At 76.3% G+C, this 18,256-nt stretch carries 19 protein-coding genes; 9 read left to right on the forward strand and 10 right to left on the reverse strand.

Annotated elements, in window-relative coordinates:
- Window positions 1-47: 47 nt before the first annotated feature.
- On the forward strand, window positions 48-971 hold the full coding sequence (locus tag IFT72_RS03185; protein ID WP_192045546.1) for a PhzF family phenazine biosynthesis isomerase: 924 nt from the start codon (window positions 48-50) through the stop codon (window positions 969-971).
- Here the strand turns inward: IFT72_RS03185 and IFT72_RS03190 are convergent.
- Window positions 968-1,615 carry a hypothetical protein gene (locus tag IFT72_RS03190; protein WP_192045547.1) on the reverse strand — a complete coding sequence of 216 codons (648 nt, stop codon included), beginning with the start codon at window positions 1,613-1,615 and terminating at the stop codon, window positions 968-970. The genes IFT72_RS03185 and IFT72_RS03190 overlap by 4 nt on opposite strands.
- Window positions 1,616-1,759: 144 nt before the next feature.
- Here IFT72_RS03190 and IFT72_RS03195 point away from each other — a divergent pair, with 144 nt between their 5' ends.
- The 5 genes from IFT72_RS03195 to IFT72_RS03215 all read left to right on the forward strand — a co-directional run bounded on the left by IFT72_RS03195 (window position 1,760) and on the right by IFT72_RS03215 (window position 5,268).
- Window positions 1,760-2,512, forward strand: coding sequence for a YqjF family protein (locus tag IFT72_RS03195; protein WP_192045548.1), 753 nt, complete (start codon window positions 1,760-1,762; stop codon window positions 2,510-2,512).
- 69 nt (window positions 2,513-2,581) lie between these two features.
- Entirely contained in the window at window positions 2,582-3,190 is a 609-nt protein-coding gene (locus IFT72_RS03200; RefSeq protein ID WP_192045549.1) for a phosphoribosyltransferase, read from the forward strand.
- Window positions 3,187-3,930 (forward strand): Type 1 glutamine amidotransferase-like domain-containing protein, encoded by a 744-nt coding sequence (locus IFT72_RS03205; protein ID WP_082514310.1) that lies wholly within the window; start codon window positions 3,187-3,189, stop codon window positions 3,928-3,930. The genes IFT72_RS03200 and IFT72_RS03205 overlap by 4 nt, the downstream gene beginning before the upstream one ends.
- Window positions 3,927-4,625, forward strand: a complete 699-nt coding sequence (locus IFT72_RS03210; RefSeq protein ID WP_185232195.1) for a uracil-DNA glycosylase — start codon at window positions 3,927-3,929, stop codon at window positions 4,623-4,625. The genes IFT72_RS03205 and IFT72_RS03210 overlap by 4 nt, the downstream gene beginning before the upstream one ends.
- Before the next feature lie 46 nt (window positions 4,626-4,671).
- Window positions 4,672-5,268: a GNAT family N-acetyltransferase gene (locus IFT72_RS03215; RefSeq protein WP_192045550.1), complete on the forward strand. Its 597-nt coding sequence runs from the start codon at window positions 4,672-4,674 to the stop codon at window positions 5,266-5,268.
- 204 nt (window positions 5,269-5,472) lie between these two features.
- On the opposite strand, the gene IFT72_RS15875 is transcribed toward IFT72_RS03215, so the two are convergent.
- From IFT72_RS15875 to IFT72_RS03235, 4 genes are all read right to left on the reverse strand, one after another.
- A complete protein-coding gene (locus IFT72_RS15875) occupies window positions 5,473-6,078 on the reverse strand; it encodes a TetR family transcriptional regulator (RefSeq protein WP_192045551.1) in 606 nt (201 codons plus the stop codon).
- Window positions 6,075-6,413, reverse strand: a complete 339-nt coding sequence (locus tag IFT72_RS03225) for a multidrug efflux SMR transporter (protein WP_056053831.1) — start codon at window positions 6,411-6,413, stop codon at window positions 6,075-6,077. The genes IFT72_RS15875 and IFT72_RS03225 overlap by 4 nt, the downstream gene beginning before the upstream one ends.
- Window positions 6,414-6,588: 175 nt before the next feature.
- On the reverse strand, window positions 6,589-8,490 hold the full coding sequence (locus IFT72_RS03230; RefSeq protein WP_192045552.1) for a hypothetical protein: 1,902 nt from the start codon (window positions 8,488-8,490) through the stop codon (window positions 6,589-6,591).
- Between the two features lie 154 nt (window positions 8,491-8,644).
- A complete protein-coding gene (locus tag IFT72_RS03235) occupies window positions 8,645-9,748 on the reverse strand; it encodes a hypothetical protein (protein ID WP_192045553.1) in 1,104 nt (367 codons plus the stop codon).
- Window positions 9,749-9,916: 168 nt separating this feature from the next.
- Here IFT72_RS03235 and IFT72_RS03240 point away from each other — a divergent pair, with 168 nt between their 5' ends.
- Window positions 9,917-11,353, forward strand: a complete 1,437-nt coding sequence (locus IFT72_RS03240) for an amidase (RefSeq protein WP_192045554.1) — start codon at window positions 9,917-9,919, stop codon at window positions 11,351-11,353.
- A 171-nt stretch (window positions 11,354-11,524) separates the two neighbouring features.
- On the opposite strand, the gene IFT72_RS03245 is transcribed toward IFT72_RS03240, so the two are convergent.
- The 5 genes from IFT72_RS03245 to IFT72_RS03265 all read right to left on the reverse strand — a co-directional run bounded on the left by IFT72_RS03245 (window position 11,525) and on the right by IFT72_RS03265 (window position 16,581).
- Window positions 11,525-12,262, reverse strand: coding sequence for an ABC transporter ATP-binding protein (locus tag IFT72_RS03245; RefSeq protein WP_192045881.1), 738 nt, complete (start codon window positions 12,260-12,262; stop codon window positions 11,525-11,527).
- Between the two features lie 131 nt (window positions 12,263-12,393).
- Window positions 12,394-13,173 (reverse strand): ATP-binding cassette domain-containing protein, encoded by a 780-nt coding sequence (locus IFT72_RS03250; protein ID WP_192045555.1) that lies wholly within the window; start codon window positions 13,171-13,173, stop codon window positions 12,394-12,396.
- Window positions 13,170-14,111: an ABC transporter permease subunit gene (locus IFT72_RS03255; RefSeq protein ID WP_192045556.1), complete on the reverse strand. Its 942-nt coding sequence runs from the start codon at window positions 14,109-14,111 to the stop codon at window positions 13,170-13,172. Before IFT72_RS03255 ends, IFT72_RS03250 begins: the two co-directional genes overlap by 4 nt.
- The gene (locus tag IFT72_RS03260; RefSeq protein WP_056053847.1) at window positions 14,108-15,061 is read right to left on the reverse strand and encodes an ABC transporter permease; all 954 of its coding nucleotides are present in this window, start codon (window positions 15,059-15,061) and stop codon (window positions 14,108-14,110) included. Before IFT72_RS03260 ends, IFT72_RS03255 begins: the two co-directional genes overlap by 4 nt.
- On the reverse strand, window positions 15,058-16,581 hold the full coding sequence (locus IFT72_RS03265; RefSeq protein ID WP_056053856.1) for an ABC transporter substrate-binding protein: 1,524 nt from the start codon (window positions 16,579-16,581) through the stop codon (window positions 15,058-15,060). The genes IFT72_RS03260 and IFT72_RS03265 overlap by 4 nt, the downstream gene beginning before the upstream one ends.
- Before the next feature lie 267 nt (window positions 16,582-16,848).
- Between IFT72_RS03265 and IFT72_RS03270 the strand changes: the two genes are divergently transcribed.
- Both IFT72_RS03270 and IFT72_RS03275 read left to right on the forward strand, forming a co-directional pair.
- Window positions 16,849-17,283: a siderophore-interacting protein gene (locus IFT72_RS03270; RefSeq protein ID WP_056053871.1), complete on the forward strand. Its 435-nt coding sequence runs from the start codon at window positions 16,849-16,851 to the stop codon at window positions 17,281-17,283.
- A 1-nt stretch (window position 17,284) separates the two neighbouring features.
- Window positions 17,285-18,241, forward strand: a complete 957-nt coding sequence (locus tag IFT72_RS03275; RefSeq protein ID WP_192045557.1) for an SIP domain-containing protein — start codon at window positions 17,285-17,287, stop codon at window positions 18,239-18,241.
- Window positions 18,242-18,256: the final 15 nt, after the last annotated feature.

Here is an 18,256-nt window from a genome sequence, read left to right on the forward strand (position 1 = left end):
GCGGGTGGCGCTCGACGCGCACCGCGCCTCCCCGGCACCATGGGCGGGTGACCCCCGCACCGACCTCGACATCCGACCGCGCCGTCGCCCGCTGGGCCGCCTTCTCCGCCGACCCCGCGGGCGGCAACCCCGCCGGGGTCGTGCTCGACGCGCGCGGCCTCACCGACGCGGAGATGCAGGCGACGGCTCTCGCCGTCGGCGACGCCGAGACGGCCTTCGTCGTCGGGCCCGACCTCGACGGCGACGGGCGTCGCCACCGGGTGCGCTACTTCTCGCCCGTGGCCGAGGTGCCCTTCTGCGGCCACGCGACCGTCGCGACGGCGATCGCGCTCGCCGAGCGCGACGGGCCGGGCCACATCGTCGTCGAGACCGCCGTGGGCCCGGTGCCCCTCGAGACGACGGTCGAGCCCGACGGGGGAGCGCGGGCGTCGTTCACCTCGCCCGAGCCGCGCGTCGAGCCGTTGGAGCCGGAGGTGCTCGCGCGGCTGCTCGCGGTGCTCGGACTCCGGGCGACGGAGCTCGACGCCTCCCGGCCCGTGCTGGCGGCCTGGGCCGGCAACCTCCACCCCGTGCTGCCCGTCGTCGACCGCGCGGCGTTCGACGGCTTCGTGGTCGACGCGGGTGCGCTCCGGCCGCTGATGGACGAGCAGGGCTGGGCCGGCACGGTCACCGTCGTCCACGAGCTCGGCATCGACGACGACGGCACCCTCGTGCTGGAGGCCCGCAACCCCTTCCCGGTGGGCACGCTCGTCGAGGACCCGGCCACGGGGTCGGCCGCGGCCGCCCTCGGGGGCTGGCTCCGCGCCTCCGGCAGGGTCGTGCCTCCGGCCAGGGTCCGCGTGCACCAGGGCGCCCACGTGGGGCGGCCCGGGGTGCTCGACGTGCTCGTGCCGGCCACGGGCGGCGTCGTGGTGTCGGGCCGCGGCGTGCGGATCGACGAGGGGGCCGCGGGGGCGGGGCCGGCGAGCTAGGCGCCGGTCTCCGTCGGGTCGTCGGTCACCGTCGCCTCGCCGGTCTCCGTCGGGTCGGCGGGCCCGACTCCTGCGGGGCCGCCGCGCTCGTCGTGGCGCTCGGCCAGGCCGGCGAGGTCGATGTCGAGCAGGTCGCGGAGCCGCTCGTCCCGGCCCTCGTCGTAGCCCGGGGCCGGCGCGGCCGCCCAGCCGATCCGGTCGACGACGGTGCTGCCGACGTCGTCCCACGCACGGGCCCGCGCGGCGTCCACCACGGCCGCGACGAACGCGTCGTCGCGGCCCGCCCGGCCGAGCTCCTTCACGAGCGCCTTGTGGGTCGCCTCGCGGAGGCGGAGGGCGTCGACGTCGTCGACGCGGTAGTCGAACTGGTGCTGTGACTGGCCGTACGAGCGGTGGGTGCGGCGGCGGACCCGTCGGAGGCGTCGGGCGCCCTCGAGCTGCTCCTCGGTCAGGCGGTCGATCTCGGAGCGGACGAAGCCCGTGGCGACCTCCTCGTCGAAGGGGAGGCGCTCCTGCAGGGCCCTGCGGATGACCTGGTTGGCGGTCGCGACCACGAGCGACGCGCGGATGATGAGGAAGCCCTCGTCGACGGCCCGCTCGAGCGGGCTCGGGTCGGCGCGACGTGCGGTCGGTCCGGTCGTCACGGGCGGGCCTCCTCGGGTGGTCGGCGGGCGGACGGGCGGACGGGCGGCCGCGCAGTGGTCGGACGGGTGGTCGGCGCCGCCCGCGCCCCCGGTCCGTCGACCCTACCCACGGGGCCGCCCAGGCGTCGTCCGTATCGTGGCGCCATGACCGCTCGCGAGCCCGCCCCCGTCAGCACCGTGGCGCCCGACCTGCTGCGGGCGCCGGTGATCAGCCAGCACTGGGGCGGCCTCGCCTTCGCCCACTGGCGCGTCGAGCCCGAGCGCGTGGCGCCGCTGCTGCCCCCGGGCACCCGCCCCGACGTCCACGACGGCTCGACGTGGGTCGGCCTCATCCCGTTCGAGCTCTCGCGCAGCGCCTTCGGCCGGCTGCCGCCGGTGCCGTGGCTCGGCACCTTCCTCGAGACGAACGTGCGGCTCTACTCGGTCGACGACCTCGGTCGCCGCGGGGTGGTCTTCCGCACCCTCGAGGCCGCGAAGCTGCTGCCCGTCGTCACCGCGAACGCGGCGCTCGGCCTGCCCTACCGCTGGGCCTCGATGAGCCGGCGCCGGGTCGGCGGCACGGTCGAGTACGCCTCCCGCCGCCACGGCCCCGGGCCCCGGCCGTCGACGCGGCTCGCCGTCCGCCCCACCGACGAGGAGGTCGTCGGCGACCCGCTGGCGGAGTTCCTCACCGCGCGCTGGGGCATGCACGTCGCCCGCGGCGGCACGACGAGGTACTGGCCGAACACGCACGGGGCCTGGCCGCTCCGACGGGCCGAGCTGATGGACCTCGACGACGAGCTCGTCGCCGACTCCGGGCTGCCCGGGGTCACCGACCGCGCGCCCGACTCCCTGCTCTGGTCGGACGGCGTCGACACCGTCTTCGCGCCTCCCGGAGGCCGGTGGGAGGCGCCCTGACCGTGCCCCGACGCCGAGGGTGCCCGACGGGCGTCGCGCGCGGGTGCGCGGCCCACTACGGTTGCTGGCATGGTTTCCTCACCCGACGACCCGACCGACCTCGCCGCACCCCCCGCGGGAGGGGCGCCGGGAGCCGGGGTCGGCGAGACCGTGCCGGAGGCGCCCGTCGCGTCGTCGACGGAGGCCCCCGGCCGTGAGGTGCTCGGCTGGCTGGAGTTCGGCGACGCCGCCCGCCACCTGGCCCGCGACGTCGTCGCGGCCGACTTCACGCCCGACGTGATCGTCGCGGTCGCGCGCGGCGGCCTCGTGCTGGCCGGATCGATCGCGTACGCCCTCGACACGAAGATGTGCGGGTCGATCAACGTCGAGTTCTACACGGGCGTCGACGCCCGCCTGCCGGAGCCCGTGCTGCTGCCCCCGACCCTCGACGCCCCGTCGCTCGCCGGCAAGCGCGTGCTCGTCGTCGACGACGTCTCCGACTCCGGCCGCACCCTCGCGCTCGTGCGCGACCTGCTCGCCGAGGTCGCCGACGAGGTCCGCACCGTCTGCCTCTACAGCAAGCCGCAGACCATCCTCGAGCCGGACTTCGTCTGGAAGCGCACGGCGCAGTGGATCACCTTCCCGTGGAGCGCCCTGCCCCCGGTCACCCGCGACGCGACGGTGAGCCGCGAGGCATGAGCATCCACCTGGTCGGCGGCGGCTGGTCGCCCGACGCCCCCGACATCTACGAGCCCTTCGTCGCCGAGGCCGCCGTGCGCGGCGCCGCCCTGGGCCGCGCCGTGCCCCGCGTCGCCGTGCTGGTCGTCGTGGCCGACGGATCGCCCGGCGACGAGTTCGTCACCGGCTGGCCGGCCCTCATCGCGCACGGCGGGCGCTGCGAGGCCGTCGTCACGGTCGTCCAGGCCGGCGCGGCCTTCGACACCCGGGTGCTCAGCGACGTCGACGGCCTCGTCGTCGCCGGCGGCCTCACGCCCGCCTACCTCGAGTCGGTCACGCCGCTGATCGACCAGGTGCGGCTGCTCGTCGCCGACGGCCTGCCCTACCTCGGCTTCTCCGCCGGCGCGATGATCGCCGCCGACCGGGCCCTGCTCGGCGGCTGGCTGATCGGCGACGTCGCCGTCTGCCCCGAGGACGCCGCGGAGGGCCTCGGCGAGGTGACCCTGGGTGAGGGGCTCGGGCTCGTCGACCTCGCCATCGACGTGCACGCCGCCCAGTGGGGCACCCTCACGCGCCTCGTCGCGGCGACGGAGGCCGGCCTCGTGCGGGGCGGCGTCGCCATCGACGAGCACACGGCCCTCGTGGTCGGCGAGGGGGCGCTCGCGGTGCTCGGCACGGGCAACGTCTGGCGCGTCGAGCCGCAGACCGACGACGACGGCGAGATCGTCGGCGTCTCGGTCGGCACCCTGGGCGTCGAGTGACGGCTCACCCCCTCCGCGACCTCGTGCACCCGAGCTGGGCGGAGGCGCTCGACCCGGTCGCCGACGAGGTCGCCGACATGGGCGAGTACCTCCGTGCCGAGGTGCGGGCCGGGCGCGGCTACCTGCCCGACGGCGCGCTCGTGCTCCGGGCGTTCACCTACCCGCTCGACGAGGTCCGCGTGCTCGTCGTCGGTCAGGACCCGTACCCGACCCCCGGCCACCCGATCGGCCTGTCGTTCGCGGTCGACCCGCACGTGCGGCCGGTGCCCCGCAGCCTCGCCAACATCTACCGCGAGCTGCACGACGACCTCGGGGTGCCCGTGCCCGCGCACGGCGACCTGACCTCCTGGTCGGAGAACGGCGTCATGCTGCTCAACCGGGTGCTGACCGTCCGGCCCGGCGAGGCGGCGTCGCACCGCGGCAAGGGCTGGGAGCCGGTCACGCAGCGCGCCATCGAGGTGCTCGCGGCCCGCGGCGGCCCACTCGTCGCGATCCTCTGGGGGCGCGACGCGGCCGGCCTCGTCCCGATGCTCGGCGAGGTGCCCACGGTGCAGTCGCCGCACCCCAGCCCGCTGTCCGCGTCGCGCGGGTTCTTCGGGTCGAGGCCGTTCAGCCGCACGAACGAGCTGCTCGTGCAGCAGGGCGGGCAGCCGGTCGACTGGGCCCTGCCCGCGGAGCCGGCCGCCGCCTCCTGACGGCCTGCCCTGTCGGCGGGCGACCGCGACGTGCCAGAGTGGACGGGTGCTCGAAGAGGAATACCAGACCCGGCGGCGGCTGCCGCGTGAGCTGCGGCCCGCCCCGCTGCCCGAGCCGGCGTTCAGCTTCGAGATCCGCCCCGCCGTCACGGCCGACCTGCCGTACGTGCGCGAGATCTACAACCACTACGTGCAGAACTCGACGGTCACCTTCGACGAAGAGCCGATGACCCTCGCCGACTGGCGTCGCAAGGCGGGGGTGGCCGCGAAGCTCGGCATGCCGTTCCTCGTCGCGGTGAACCCCGCGGGCGAGGCGCTCGGCTACGCGACCGCGATGCCCTGGGGCGGCAAGGCCGCGTACCGGTACACGGTCGAGAGCTCGATCTACCTCCGCGCCGCGTCCACGGGGAAGGGCCTCGGTCGCGCCCTGCTGGAGGCGCTGGTCGAGGCGTGCCGCGAGGCCGGCATCCGCGAGATGGTCGCCGTGATCGCCGACAAGAACGCCGAGGCGTCGATCCGGCTGCACGAGTCGCTCGGCTTCACCGAGGTCGGCCGCATGGGCCGCGTCGGCTTCAAGTTCGGCCGCTGGCTCGGCACCGTGACGATGCAGAAGTCGCTGAAGAAGCGGCGCCGCGGGAGGTAGGGCGGCTGGGGCTGCCGCTGCTGCCGCTGTAGCTGCCGCCGCTCGGGTCGGGCTCTGGTCGGGCTCGGGCTCGTGCTCGTGCTCTCGAATTTGAGAGTGATCGGCGCGGGTCGGCCGCAGACGCGGGGCGTCCTGGTCGCTCGAGGACGGATGTCTCTCGCATTGCGGAGCGGGACGTGCGGCGGGTGCCGGGCGCCCGGCACCTCAGGCGACGACGCGGCGCAGCACCTCCGCGGTGGCGGCGACGTCGCCCGGCTCGCCGCGCCAGAGCATGCGCACGATGAGGCCGTCGACGGCGAGCGAGACGACCGCCAGCCGCTCGGCCGGCACGCCGACCCGCGCGAGCACGTGCTCGAGCGACGAGTACCAGGCCTCGGCGTCGTCGTGCAGGCCCGGGTCGCGCACGGCCTGCAGCAGCATCTCGTACTGGGCGACCGCGGCGGCCCGCTCGACGACGGTGTAGCGCACCAGCGTCTCGGCGAGGTCGCCCAGCGTGGGCTGCTCGAGCTCGTCGAGGGAGCGGGTCCAGGTCGCGGTCGCGTGCCGGAGGGCGCTCCGCAGCATGTCGTCCCGCGACGAGAAGTAGTAGGTCGCGGCGGCGAGCGGCACGCCCGCCGCCGTGGCGACCGCCCGGTGGGTGACGGCGGACGGGCCGCCGGCCTCGAGGACGGTCAGGACCCCGGCGAGCAGGGCGCGCCTCCTCGCCTCGCCCTTCGGCGTCAGGGAGGCGTCTCCGCGAGGGCCGACCCCGGGGGAGTCGCGGGTCGGCTCGTCGGCCGTGCCGCCCCGCTGCTCGCCGGTCCGGGTCACGCGGCGGCCTCGTGCCGGCCGCCGAGCTCCAGCATGGTGACGCCGCCGATCACGAGCACGATGCCGCCGAGCTGCAGGAGCGTCAGCGGCTCGTGGAAGACCAGCCAGCTGATCAGCGCGACGAGCACGACGCCGATGCCGGCCCAGACGGCGTAGGCGATGCCGAGCGGCACGCCCCGTCCGAGCGACTGCGAGAGCATCGCGAAGGCGAAGACGTAGCCCACGACGACGACGGCGTACTGCCACCAGCGCGCGTCGGGCCCGCTGGTGACCTTGAGGAAGCTGGTGGCGACGACCTCGCCGACGATGGCCAGGGAGAGGAAGAGGTAGCCCATGGTGGTGACTCCGAGCCGTGCGACGATCCCGCCGAGCCGTGTGCGTCAGGCGAGGGAGCACGAGTGAGACGAATGTACCAGAAAGAGTGGTCGCTGGCTCGGCTGTCGCCCCGCGGGCACGGCGGAGCACCGCCGCCCCGCAGGGCGACGGTGCTCGGCCGTCGGCGGGTGCCGGTCAGCGACGGGCCTCCCGGCGACGCGCGACGACCAGCAGGGCGAGGCCGGCCAGGAGGGCCAGCAGGGCTCCGGCGAGCGTCGCGGCTCCGTCGACGCCGGTGTAGGCGAGGGCGGACGTCGCGGCGGCGGCCGTGGTGGTGGAGGCGCCGGTCGCGGCGAGGGCCTCACGACCCGTCGCCGAGGTGGTCGCCGCTGCCGTGACACCGCCGGTGGCGGCGGTCACGACGGCCGGGCCGACGGGCTCGTCGGTCGTGGCCGGGGTGGTGGGCAGCACCGGGGTGCCGGGGTCGACCGGGGTGGTCGGGTCCGTCGGCGTGGCGGGGTCGACCGGCGTGGTGGGGTCGACGGGCGTGGTGGGGTCGACCGGGGTGGTCGGCGTCACCGGGGTGGCGGGGACGACGGGCGCGCCCCCGTCGGTGTCGCTGTCGCCGATGACGGAGACCGCGGCGCCGCCGACCGTGATCGGCAGGCCGATCACGGGCACGACCTGGGTGCCGCCGAGGACGCCGTCGTCACCGCTGGTGACCGGGCCGGTGCCGGTGCCGGTGGTGGGCGTGGTGCCGGTGGTGGTGTCGGTGCTGCTGCTGTCGCCGATGACGGAGACCGCGGCGCCGCCGACGGTGATCGGCAGGCCGATCACGGGCACGACCTGGGTGCCGCCGAGGACACCGTCGTCACCGCTGGTGGCGGCGCCGGTGGTGGGGGTGGTTGCGGTGCCCGTGGTGGGCGTGGTGCCGGTGGTGGTGTCGGTGCCGGTGCCGGTGGTGGGCGTGGTGCCCGTGGTGGTGTCGGTGCTGTTGCTGTCGCCGATGACGGAGACGGCCGTGCCGCCGACGGTGATCGGCACGCCGATCACGGGCACGACCTGGGTGCCGCCGAGGACGCCGTCGTCGCCGCTGGTCGCGGCGCCGGTCGCGGGGGTGGTGCCCGTGCCGGTGATGGGCGTGGTGCCCGTGGTGCTGCCGGTGCTGCTGCTGTCGCCGATGACCGAGACCGCGGTGCCACCGACGGTCACCGGCAGGCCGACGACCGGGATCACCTGGGTGCCGCCGAGGACGCTCTCGTCGCCGCTCGTCGTGCTGCCCGAGCCTGTGCCGGCGGCGGGTGCGGTGCCCGTCGCGGGCGTCGTGCCGCTGCCCGTGCCGGCGCCGGTGCTCGAGCTGTCGCCCAGCACCGAGACGGCGGTGCCGCCCACGGTCACGGGCACGTCGAGGTCGACCAGCGCCTGGGTGCCGCCGAGGACGCCGTCGTCACCGCTGGTCTCGGGGGCCGGCGACGCCGACCCCGTCGGGCCCGCGGCGGGCGCCGTGGTCGTGCCGCCGGTGCTGCTGTCGCCGAGCACCGAGACGGCCGTGCCGCCCACGGTGACCGGCAGGTCGAGGTCGACGAGCGCCTGGCTGCCGCCGCCGATCGAGTCGTCTCCGCTCGTCTGGGCGGGAGCGGGTGCCGGGGCAGGTGCCGCCGGCACCGTCGGGGCGGTGGCCGGTGCCCCCGCGCTCGTCGCGTCGCCGACCACGCTGACTGCCGTGTCGGTCACGGTGACCGGCACGTCGACCGAGACGATGCCCTGCGTGCCCGACAGCAGCCCGGCGTCGCCGCTGGTCGTCGTGACCGGCGCGGCCGCGGGAGCGGCCGGAGCCGGAGCCGGAGCAGCGGCCGGAGCGGGAGCCGCAGCAGCAGGCGCGGCCGCCGGGGCCGACGACGTCGCGTCGCCGACCACGCTGACGGCGGTGCCGAGGGCCGAGACCGGGGCCTCGACCACCGCGGCGACCTGGGTGCCCGAGAGCAGCCCGTCGTCTCCGCCGGTGAGGGTGTCCGCCTGGGCGGCGGTGGTTCCGAGGGCGCACAGGCCCCCGACGAAGAGCGCTCCGAGGAGCCCTCTCGAGACGTGCTTGTTCATGGTCTTCTCCGTACGAGTGAGGTGTGGGCGCCGCGCGGGGCGGCGAGGGTCGCATGTGTCGCTCGGCAGGCGGTGCCTACGGCGGCGGGTCCGCATCCTGCTCAGCAGGAGCGGCCGCGGCGTGGGCGGGAGCCCACGAGCGACGCGACCGACCTCAGTCGGGGGAGCTGTCGGTGTCGTGCACGGGCGACGACGGGAGGTCGTCGTCGCCGTCGGAGGAGCCCGCCGTGATCGTCAGGGCGGGGAGCTGGGAGGCGCGGGTCGCGTCGGCCACGACGGCCCCGCCCGCGGCGCCCGCGCCGGCGCCCTGCGAGCCCTGGCCCGAGCCGGAGGGCAGGGCGGGCTGGCCGTCGTCGGACGGGCCGGGGAGCGGGGCGGGAGAGAGGGGCAGGTCGGAGGCGCGGGTCGGGTCACCGGAGGAGGCGCGGTCGCCTGCCTGCGCCGCCACGATCGCGGCCCGGAGCGCGGTGCCCGCGTCGACCGCGACGACGTCGGCGGCCTCGGGCGACAGCGACGCCGTCGCGGCCGGGTCGCCCGCAGCGAGGCCGGCGGCCGGGGACACCGTGGCGGAGGAATCGGTGCTGAGCTCGTCGCCGACCCCGGCGGTCGCCGTCGGGCCCGCGTCGGGCGCGTCGCCCGTGCCGGCTACGCCCGGCGTGACGGGCAGGGCGGGGACGGTCGGCAGGGCGGGCACGAGCGGCGCGAGCACGTCGGCGGGAGCCGGGGCGGCCGCGGCGTCGGCGACCGTGCCGACGGCGGCGTCGGCGACGGCGGCGACGGGGGCCACGACGGTCGCCACAGGCGCGGGGCCCGTGACGGCCTGCGCGACCGGGACGGCCGCGACGACGCGGTCGACGGTCTGCGCCACGGGGGCGACGACGCTGCTGACGGGGGCGGCGGCCGCGACCTGCTGCACGACCTGGGGCGCCACGGGGGCGACGGCCTGCACGACGCGCTGCACAGGCGGCGCGACCGCGGTGACCTGGGTGGCGACCTGCGTCGCCGACGACACCGCGCCTCCGGCCGTCTGCGCCACCGCCGCGACGGGGGCGTCGAGCGAGCCCGTCACGCCCCCGAGGGCCTGCGTCGTCCCGCCGAGTAGCGAGGGCGACGGCGCGGTCTCGGCGGAGGCCGACCGCGGTGCGAGGGCGAGCGCGAGGACGACTAAGGCCACCGCGAGGAGGCCGGAGAGGACCAGGAGGCGCACGAGCGAGAGCGCGGCGGGTCGCCGCGTCGTCGTCTCGGCCGTCTGATCCACGGCGCACCGCCTTCGGTCGCTTCGTCGAGTCGCCGGCTGGTGAGGGCCGGCCGCGGGGTGGTTGATCCCGCGTGCCGACATGTCTACGCCGTCGTCCCCCGCTCGTCAACGAAGGATGCTCAGATGTACCCCGCATTCCCGCCGCGGCATGGTCGTAGGCTCGGGGCGATGTTCGAACTCCACCACCTCAGCGCCCACGAGCAGTGGGACTGGCTGCGCCGCGGCGAGGTCACCCCCCGCGAGCTCGCCGACCACTACCTGGCCAGGATCGAGCGGCTCGACCCGCAGGTGCGCGCCTTCGTCACGGTGACGCCGGACGCCGCCCGGAGCCGCGCCGACGAACTCGCGGCCGCGGGCCGCAGCGCCGCACCGCTCTGGGGCCTGCCGCTCGCCGACAAGGACCTCTACGACCGGGCCGGGGTGCCCACCCGCTCCGGCTCGCGGCTCACGGCGTCGACGCCCGCGGCCCGCGACAGCGAGATCGCCGCCGTGCTGTCGGAGGCCGGGGCCGTCAGCCTCGGCAAGACGAGCACGCCCGAGTACGGCCTCACCGGCTACACCGAGCCGCTCGCGGGCCCGGTCACGCGCAACCCGTGGGGGCTCGGCACCGGCGTGGAGCTCGGGGCGGGCGGGTCGAGCGGCGGCGCCGCGGCCGCGGTCGCCGCCGGGCTCCTGCCGTTCGCGCCCGGGAGCGACGGGGGCGGGTCGATCCGCATCCCCGCCGCGGCGAACGGGCTCGTCGGCCTCAAGCCGTCACGCGGTCGCGTGCCGGCGCAGTCCGGCCTGTCGAGTCTCGGCGGCCTCTCGGTGGGCGGCCCGATCGCCCGCACCGTGGCCGACGCGGCCCTGCTGCTCGACGCGATGGTCTCGCCCGACGGCCGGCCGCCCCGGGTCGACACCGCGCTGCGCGCGCCCGACTCGCCCGACGGGGCCTGGCTGGGGTCGGCGGTGCGCGGCGAGGGCCGCCACCAGCTCGGGGTGCTGACGGCCAGCCCGTGGGACGACGCCTACGACGTCCGGGTCGACCCGCGCCTCCTGGCGGTCCTCTCCGACGCCGTCGACCTCCTGGCCACGATGGGGCACGGGGTCGAGGAGGCCTCGCTGCCGGCCTCGCGGTACCCGCAGCTCTTCCGCACCCTCTGGCAGGCGGGCGCCGCGGGCATCCCGGCCGAGACCGACGACGACTTCGCCCGGCTCGAGCCGATGACGGCCTGGCTCGTGCGGCGCGGCCGCGAGATCGGCGCCCGCGAGCTCGGGGCGACCCTCGCCGGGCTCACCGACTTCGAGCGGAGCGTGGTGCGGGCCTTCGACCGGTTCGACGCGGTCGTCACGCCCTCGCTCGCCCTGCTGCCGCAGCCGCTCGGCTGGTACGACGCCGACGACCCCGAGCGCGCGTTCGAGCAGCAGTGCCTCGTCTCGCCCTTCACGTCGTTCGTCAACGTGGCGGGCCTGCCCGCGATCACGCTGCCGGTGGGCGAGGTCGACGGCCTGCCGGCGGGCGTGCAGCTGATCGGGCGCCCCGGCCGGGAGGACGTGCTGCTGAGCATCGGCGCACAGCTCGAGCGGCGGCTGCGCTGGCAGCGGAGGCACCCCTCCGTCTGGTGATCGACGCACGAGGTGACCCGAGCTGGGCCCTCGAGCACGTCGAGGGCCCAGGTCGGGTCACCTCGACCGCGCTGTGCCGTGCCGTGCCCGCCGAGCACGCGCCCGCCGAGCACGCGCCCGCCGAGCACGCGCCCGCCGAGCACGCGCCCGCCGAGCACGCGCCGACGCCGCTCAGTCGATCGTCGGCACCGACGCGATCAGCGACCGGGTGTACTCGTGCTGCGGCCGCCGCAGCACGTCGTCGGTCGCGCCCTGCTCGACGACCCGCCCGTCGCGCAGCACGGCCACCCGGTCGGCGAGGTGCTGCACGAGGCCGATGTCGTGCGAGACGAGCAGCAGGCTGAGGCCGAGGTCGGTGCGCAGCTCGCGCAGCAGCTCGATGATCTGCGCGCGGACGGTCACGTCGAGGGCGCTCATCGGCTCGTCGCCGACCAGCAGCCGCGGGCGGTGCACGACGGCGCGCGCGAGCGCGATGCGCTGGCGCTGACCGCCGCTGAACTCGTGCGGCCACCGCTCGGCGTCGGCGGCGTCGAGGCCGACGCGCTCGAGCACCTCGGCCACGAGCGCGCGGTGGTCGCCCGCCACGTGCAGGTGCCGCAGCGGCTCGGCCACCGTGTCTCCGACGCGCATCCGCGGGTCGAGCGAGCTGTACGGGTCCTGCAGCACGACGCCCGTCTGCCGTCGGAACCAGCGCAGCTGCGCCGCCCGGCCGGGCTCGACCGGCCTCCCGTCGAAGGTGACCGCCCCGTCCGTCGGGCGGTCGAGGGCCAGCAGGAGGCGCACGAGCGTCGACTTGCCGGAGCCCGACTCGCCGATCAGGGCCACGCTCTCGCCCGGCCCCACGTCGAGGTCGGCGTCGACGAGCGCGTGCCGTACCGGGCCCGGCTGGAAGGGCGACCGACGCGGCAGCCGGAAGGTGCGCGTGAGGCCCCGGCCGCTGAGCAGGGGCGACGCGGTCGGCCCGGACGCGCCGCGAGCGGCGTCCGTGCTCCCCGCGGCGTCCGCCGTGCCCGCGCTGCCCGCCGCGCCCGTCGGCCCCGTCACGACGCCCTCCACGTGGTGGCGCGGGTCGCGGCCACGAGCCCGCGCGTCACGGGGTGCTCGGGGGCGTGCAGGAGGCGCGTGACCGGCCCGCTCTCGACCGCGCGCCCCTGCGACAGGACCACCGCCTCCTCGGCCACCTGCGCCAGCACGGCGAGGTCGTGGGTCACGAAGAGCAGCGACGCCCCCCGCTCGTCGACCAGGCGGCGGAAGAGCCGGAGCACCTCGGCCTGGGTCGTGACGTCGAGCGCTGTCGTCGGCTCGTCGGCGAGCAGGACGGTGGGCCGGGTGATGAGCGCGGTGGCGATGACGACCCGCTGCCGCTGGCCGCCGGAGAGCTGGTGGGGGTACCTGTCGACGATGTGGTCGGGCTCGGGCAGCCCGACCTCGGCGGCGGCCTCGACGGCGCGGCGGCGGGCCTCGCGGCGGGTCACCGTGCCGTGCAGGCGGAGCGGCTCGGCGATCTGGCGCCCCACCGTCATGACGGGGTCGAGGGCCGTGCGCGGGTCCTGGAAGACGGTGCCGACCACGGCGCCGCGCACGCGGGCCAGCTCGCGCTCGGGCAGGCCGAGCAGCTCGCGCCCGTCGAGGCGCACGCTGCCGGCCACGCGCGCGGAGCGGGGCAGCAGGCCCAGCACGGCGAGGGTGGTCAGCGACTTGCCCGACCCCGACTCGCCGATGAGTCCGAGCCGCGCGCCGTCGTCGAGCCGGAGGGAGAGGTCGTCGACGACGGCCCGGTCGCCGATGGTCACGGTCAGGTGGTCGATCTCGAGCGTCACGAGGTCACCTCCGGGGCGGGGGAGCGGGCGGGGTCGGCAGGGTCGGACGGGCGAGGGCGGTCCACGCCGCCTGAGCGGCTCGCACGGCCCGTGCCGGAGGGCCGGTCGCGGAGGCGCGGGTCGGCCGCGTCGCGGACGGCGTCGCCGAGCAGGTTGAGGGCGAGCACGGTGAGCGTGATCGCGAGCCCCGGCCAGACGACCGTCCAGGGGTGCACGCCGAGGAACTTCTGGAGGTCCGCGAGGAGTCGCCCCCACGACGCGGTCTCGGCCGAGGCGCCGTAGCCGAGGAAGGAGAGCCCCGCCTCCGCGAGCACGCTGGTCGCCATGGCGAGCGACAGCTGCACGACGAACACCGGGGCGATGTTCGGCAGCACGTGGCGGCGGAGGACGGCCGCGGTGCCCGCGCCGGAGGCCCGGGCCGCCGTGACGTAGTCCTCGCGGACCACGCGGCGGATCTCCGCGCGCGACACGCGCGCGATCGTGACCCCGTAGCCCACGCCGGTCGCCACGACGACGACCGCGAGCGAGCCGCCGAACGCCGCCGCGAGGGCCATCGCCACGAGGATCGTGGGGAAGGCGACGAGCACGTCGATGAGCACGGCCGTCGCCTCGCGGACGGGCCGGGCGGTGAGCGAGCCGAGCGCCGCCAGGGCCAGGCCGACGAGCACCGCGACCACGCCGGCCGAGACCGCGACGACGACGGTCGTGCCGGTCGCCGCGAGGACGTAGCTCGCGATGTCGCGGCCGACGCCGTCGGTGCCGAAGAGGTGGGCGCCCGACGGGGGCAGCCAGGCGGAGTACGGGTCGGTCGTGAAGGGGTCGAGCGGCGTCCAGACCCGGCTCACCAGCGCGCCGACGAGCAGCAGGGCGAGCCAGCCGGCCGCGGCGGCGCCGGCGGGGCGGCGGAGGAGGGCGCCGAGCGCGCTGCGCCGCTTCACGCCTCCTGCTCCCGGAGGCGCGGGTCGAGCCGGCGGTGCACGACGTCGACGACGAGCCCGACGAGCAGCACGAGGGCCGTCAGGGTCATCAGCTCGCCCTGCACCTTGGTGAGGTCTCGCCGGCCCACGTCGCTCACCAGCATGCGGCCGAGGCCGGGGAGGGAGAAGAGCTGCTCGACGACGACCGCGCCGACGACCAGGCCCGCGACCTGGAGGCCGAGCACGCTGACGACGCTGAGCAGCACGTTCGGCAGTCCGTGGCGGAGCAGGGCCCGCGTGGTGGTCATGCCCTTCGCGGCCGCGGCCCGCACGTAGTCCTCGTCGAGGGCGCCGACGACGGCGGAGCGGGTGAAGCGGAACAGCACAGCGCCCTCGACGAGGCCGATCGTGACGGCCGGCAGCACGAGCGAGCGCAGGGCCCGGCCGGGCTCCTCCCAGCCGTCGACGGGGAACCCCTGGGTCGGCAGCACCCTCAGGGTGACCCCGAAGAGCGCGATGAGCAGCATGCCGGCCCAGACGACCGGCACCGCGGCGAGCAGCTGCGCGACGACGCCGAGCACGGCGCCCGACGGGCGGTGGTGACGGATCGCGGCCACGACCCCGAGGGGCACGCCGACGGCCAGCCCGACGACGAGCGACATCCCCGCGAGGGGCAGCGTCACGCCCAGCTTCTCGGCGACCTCGTCGGCGACCGGGGTGCCCGTCACGAGCGACTCCCCGAGGTCGAGGCGCAGCAGGCCGCCGGCCCAGTCGAGGTACTGGACGACGACGGGCTGGTCGAGGCCGAGGGAGGCGCGGATCGCGGCCACCTGCGCGGGGCTGCCGGTCGTGCCCGCGATCGACTGCGCCACGTCGCCCGGCAGGAGGCGCAGGGTGACGAAGATCAGCACGCTGGCGACGGCGAGGCCCAGCGCGAAGAGCGCGACCCGGCCGAGCAGGAACCTCGTCACTCGGTCGTGGCCAGCTCGGAGAGGTCGAGGCGGGTGCTGGTCGACGTGGTCGGGAAGCCGGTGACGCCGTCGCGGATCGCCGTCAGGGTCGTGGAGGTGTAGAGCCACTCGGCCGGGGCGTCCTCCGACACGATGGCCGCGGCGTCGCTCAGGGCCTGCGCGGCGACGGCCGGGTCGGTGGCGGCCAGCGACTGCTCCCAGAGCGCCTGCACCGGGGCGCTGTCGTAGCCCCAGTAGTAGTCGGGGTCGGCCCAGTTGCCGAAGTCGTGCGTCTCGGCGTGGTCGACCATGCTCAGCTGGAAGTCGCGCGGGCCGCCGTCGGCGGGGGCCGTGTAGACGTCGTCGAGCCACGTCGTGAAGTCGACCTGCTCGACCGTCAGGGTGATGCCGACGGCGGCCAGCTGGGTGGTCAGCACGTCGCCGATCGCGGCCGGGTAGAAGTTCGCGTACTCGAGGGTGAGGTCGAGGCCGTCGGCGTGCCCGGCCTCGGCGAGGAGCGCCTCCGCCGCCTCGGGGTCGTAGGCGTCGACCGACGTCAGGTCGGCGTAGCCCGGGTCGAGCTCGGGGATCGGCCCGCCCTGGTCGACGGCCGAGCCGCCGACCGCGGTGATGATCGCGTCGTTGTCGATCGCCATCCGGATCGCCTTGCGCACCCGCACGTCGGTGAAGGGCTCGACGGCGTTGTTGAAGGCGAGCGTGTACTTGTCGGTCGTCTTCCCCTGCTCGAGGCTGACGCCGTCGACGCCCTCGAGCTGCGACGAGAGGGTGGCGTCGACGGCGGTCTGCACGTCGAGGTCGCCGGAGAGCGTGGCGTTGATCGCGGCCGACGGGTCGGTCACGTAGCGGAACACGACGGCCTCGACGCTCGCCGGGGTGCCCCAGTAGCCGTCGGCGCGCTCGAGGCGGAGGTTGTCGCCCTGCGTCCAGCTGGCGACCGTGTAGGGGCCCGTGCCGTTCGCGGTGGTCGACGGGTCGTTCGTGGCGGCCTGCTCGAGCACGAGGCCCGCGCGGCCGGTCAGGGCGAAGAGCAGCGCCGAGTCGGGGCGCGACAGCGTGAGCACGACGGTGTCGTCGGCGGGGGCCGAGATCGACGAGACGGCGGCCAGGTCGGCGTGCCCGGCGAGCGTCTCGTCGGTGCGCACCTGCTCGAGCGACCAGACCACGTCGGACGCGGTCATGGCCGCGCCGTCGTGGAAGGCCACGCCGTCGTGCAGGGTGAACGTGTACGTGAGGCCGTCGTCGCTGATCGTGTGCTCCGAGGCGAGCACGTCGACGACGTCGTTCTCCTCGGTGCGGCCGACGAGGCCCTGGTAGACGTTGTCGATCAGGACCTGGTCGAGCGCGACGCCGTCGGTGTGGCGGATGTCGAGGTCGCTCGGCTCGAGCACGAGGCCGACCGTCACGGTGGCGTCGGCGTCGGGCGAGCCGGAGCCGTCGGAGCCTCCCGAGGTGCAGCCGGCCACGAGGGCGACGACGAGGGCGGAGGAGGCGGCGGCGGCGAGGAGGCGGCGGGAGCGCATGGGGGAGGAGTGGCCTTTCGGAGCGGTGCGGATCGGCGCGCCGTCGCTCGTCGCGACCTGCGCACCCCGGGTGCAGGACGTCCTCCGTCGCTGCCGGACGATGGATCTCGGCTGGCGCTCCGTCGCTGCTGGACGGGCGCCGCCCCTCTGCCCCCGGGTCGCTGCTGGACCGAGGGCTCCCGCGAATCTACTACACCCCTGGGAACCCGCCGCGGGTGTCCGCGGAGAGTGGCGGCTTAGGTGAGCCTCACCTATATTGAGGGGGACATGTTCTTCGACGACCCGAACCCGCCGCTGCCGCACGACGCGATCCGCGTCCTCTTCGCCGGCGACGCCTCCTCGCTCCCCGCCCTCCGCGAGATGCTCGCCAGCCTGCCGATCTGCGCCCGTGGCCAGGTGTTCGTCGAGGTCGGCTCCGCCGCCGAGGTGGAAGAGCTGGCATCGCCCGGCCGCGTCACCGTGACCTGGCTGGCCCGTGACCGCCGCTCCGGCGCCCCCGGCTCGGGTCGCTCCTGCGCCCCCGGCGAGGCGCTCGACCGGGCCGTCCGCGCCTGGCTCGCCGAGATGTACGTCGACGCCGCCGACCTCGCGGCCGGCGAGCACCTCATCTGGATCGGGGGCCCCGCCTCCTTCGCCTACGACCTCCGCCACGACCTGCGTGCCGTGCACGCGGCCGACCACGGCGCCGCCGCGACGCTCTGACGTGAGCCTCGCCGTCACGGCCCCGTCGGCCGCCCCCGTCGCGCGCCCCGCGCACCGTCCCTACCGGGTCCGCGTCGCCGCGGTCACGAGCCTCAGCCCGTCGTTCACGCGCCTCACCTTCACGGCGCCCGACCTGGCCGACTTCGGCACGGACGGCCTCGACCAGCGCATCAAGGTCGTGCTGCCCCTGCCGGGCACCGGCTTCGACGACTTCCCGGTCGACGACTGGTGGGGCGCCTGGCGTGCCCTGCCGGCCCACCGGCAGAACCCCTTCCGCACCTACACGGCCCGGGCCGTCCGCCCCGAGGCCCACGAGGTCGACGTCGACTTCGTCGTGCACGACGACGGCGGCCCGGCGGGCACCTGGCTCAGCACGGTGGCCGTCGGCGACGAGGCGATGCTGGTCGGCCCCGACGCGACGAGCGGCGTGCACGGCAGCGGCGTCGAGTGGTCGCCGGGGGAGGCCCGCACCGTCATGATCGCGGGCGACGAGACCGCGGCCCCCGCCATCTGCTCCATCGTCGAGCAGCTGCCGGCGGACGCCCGCGGCTGCGTCTTCGTCGAGGTGCCGACGGCCGCCGACGCGCTGCCCCTCGTCGCGCCGGCCGGCGTCGACGTGCACTGGCTGCCCCGCGAGGGCCACGCCGGCACGGCCGCCCACCAGGGCCACGGCGGCCGCCTGGTGGAGGCGGTGCGCGGCTGGACGGCCCGGTACGTCACCGCCCGCCACCACGGGGTCCCCGTCGAGGAGGTCGACATCGAGCACGACGTGCTCTGGGACGTCCCTCAGGGCCACGCTCCGCACGGGGCGTCGCTCGACGGCGACCTCTACGCCTGGCTCGCCGGCGAGGCCGGGGCGATCAAGGCCCTCCGCCGCTTCCTCGTCAGCGAGGTCGGCGTGGACCGCCGGCAGGTCGCGTTCATGGGGTACTGGCGGCTGGGCAAGGCCGAGGGCTAGCAGCCCCCGGCCCCG

Origin of the sequence: Frigoribacterium sp. CFBP 8754, assembly GCF_014841815.1 — a bacterium.
Classification (GTDB): Bacteria; Actinomycetota; Actinomycetes; order Actinomycetales; family Microbacteriaceae; genus Frigoribacterium; species Frigoribacterium endophyticum.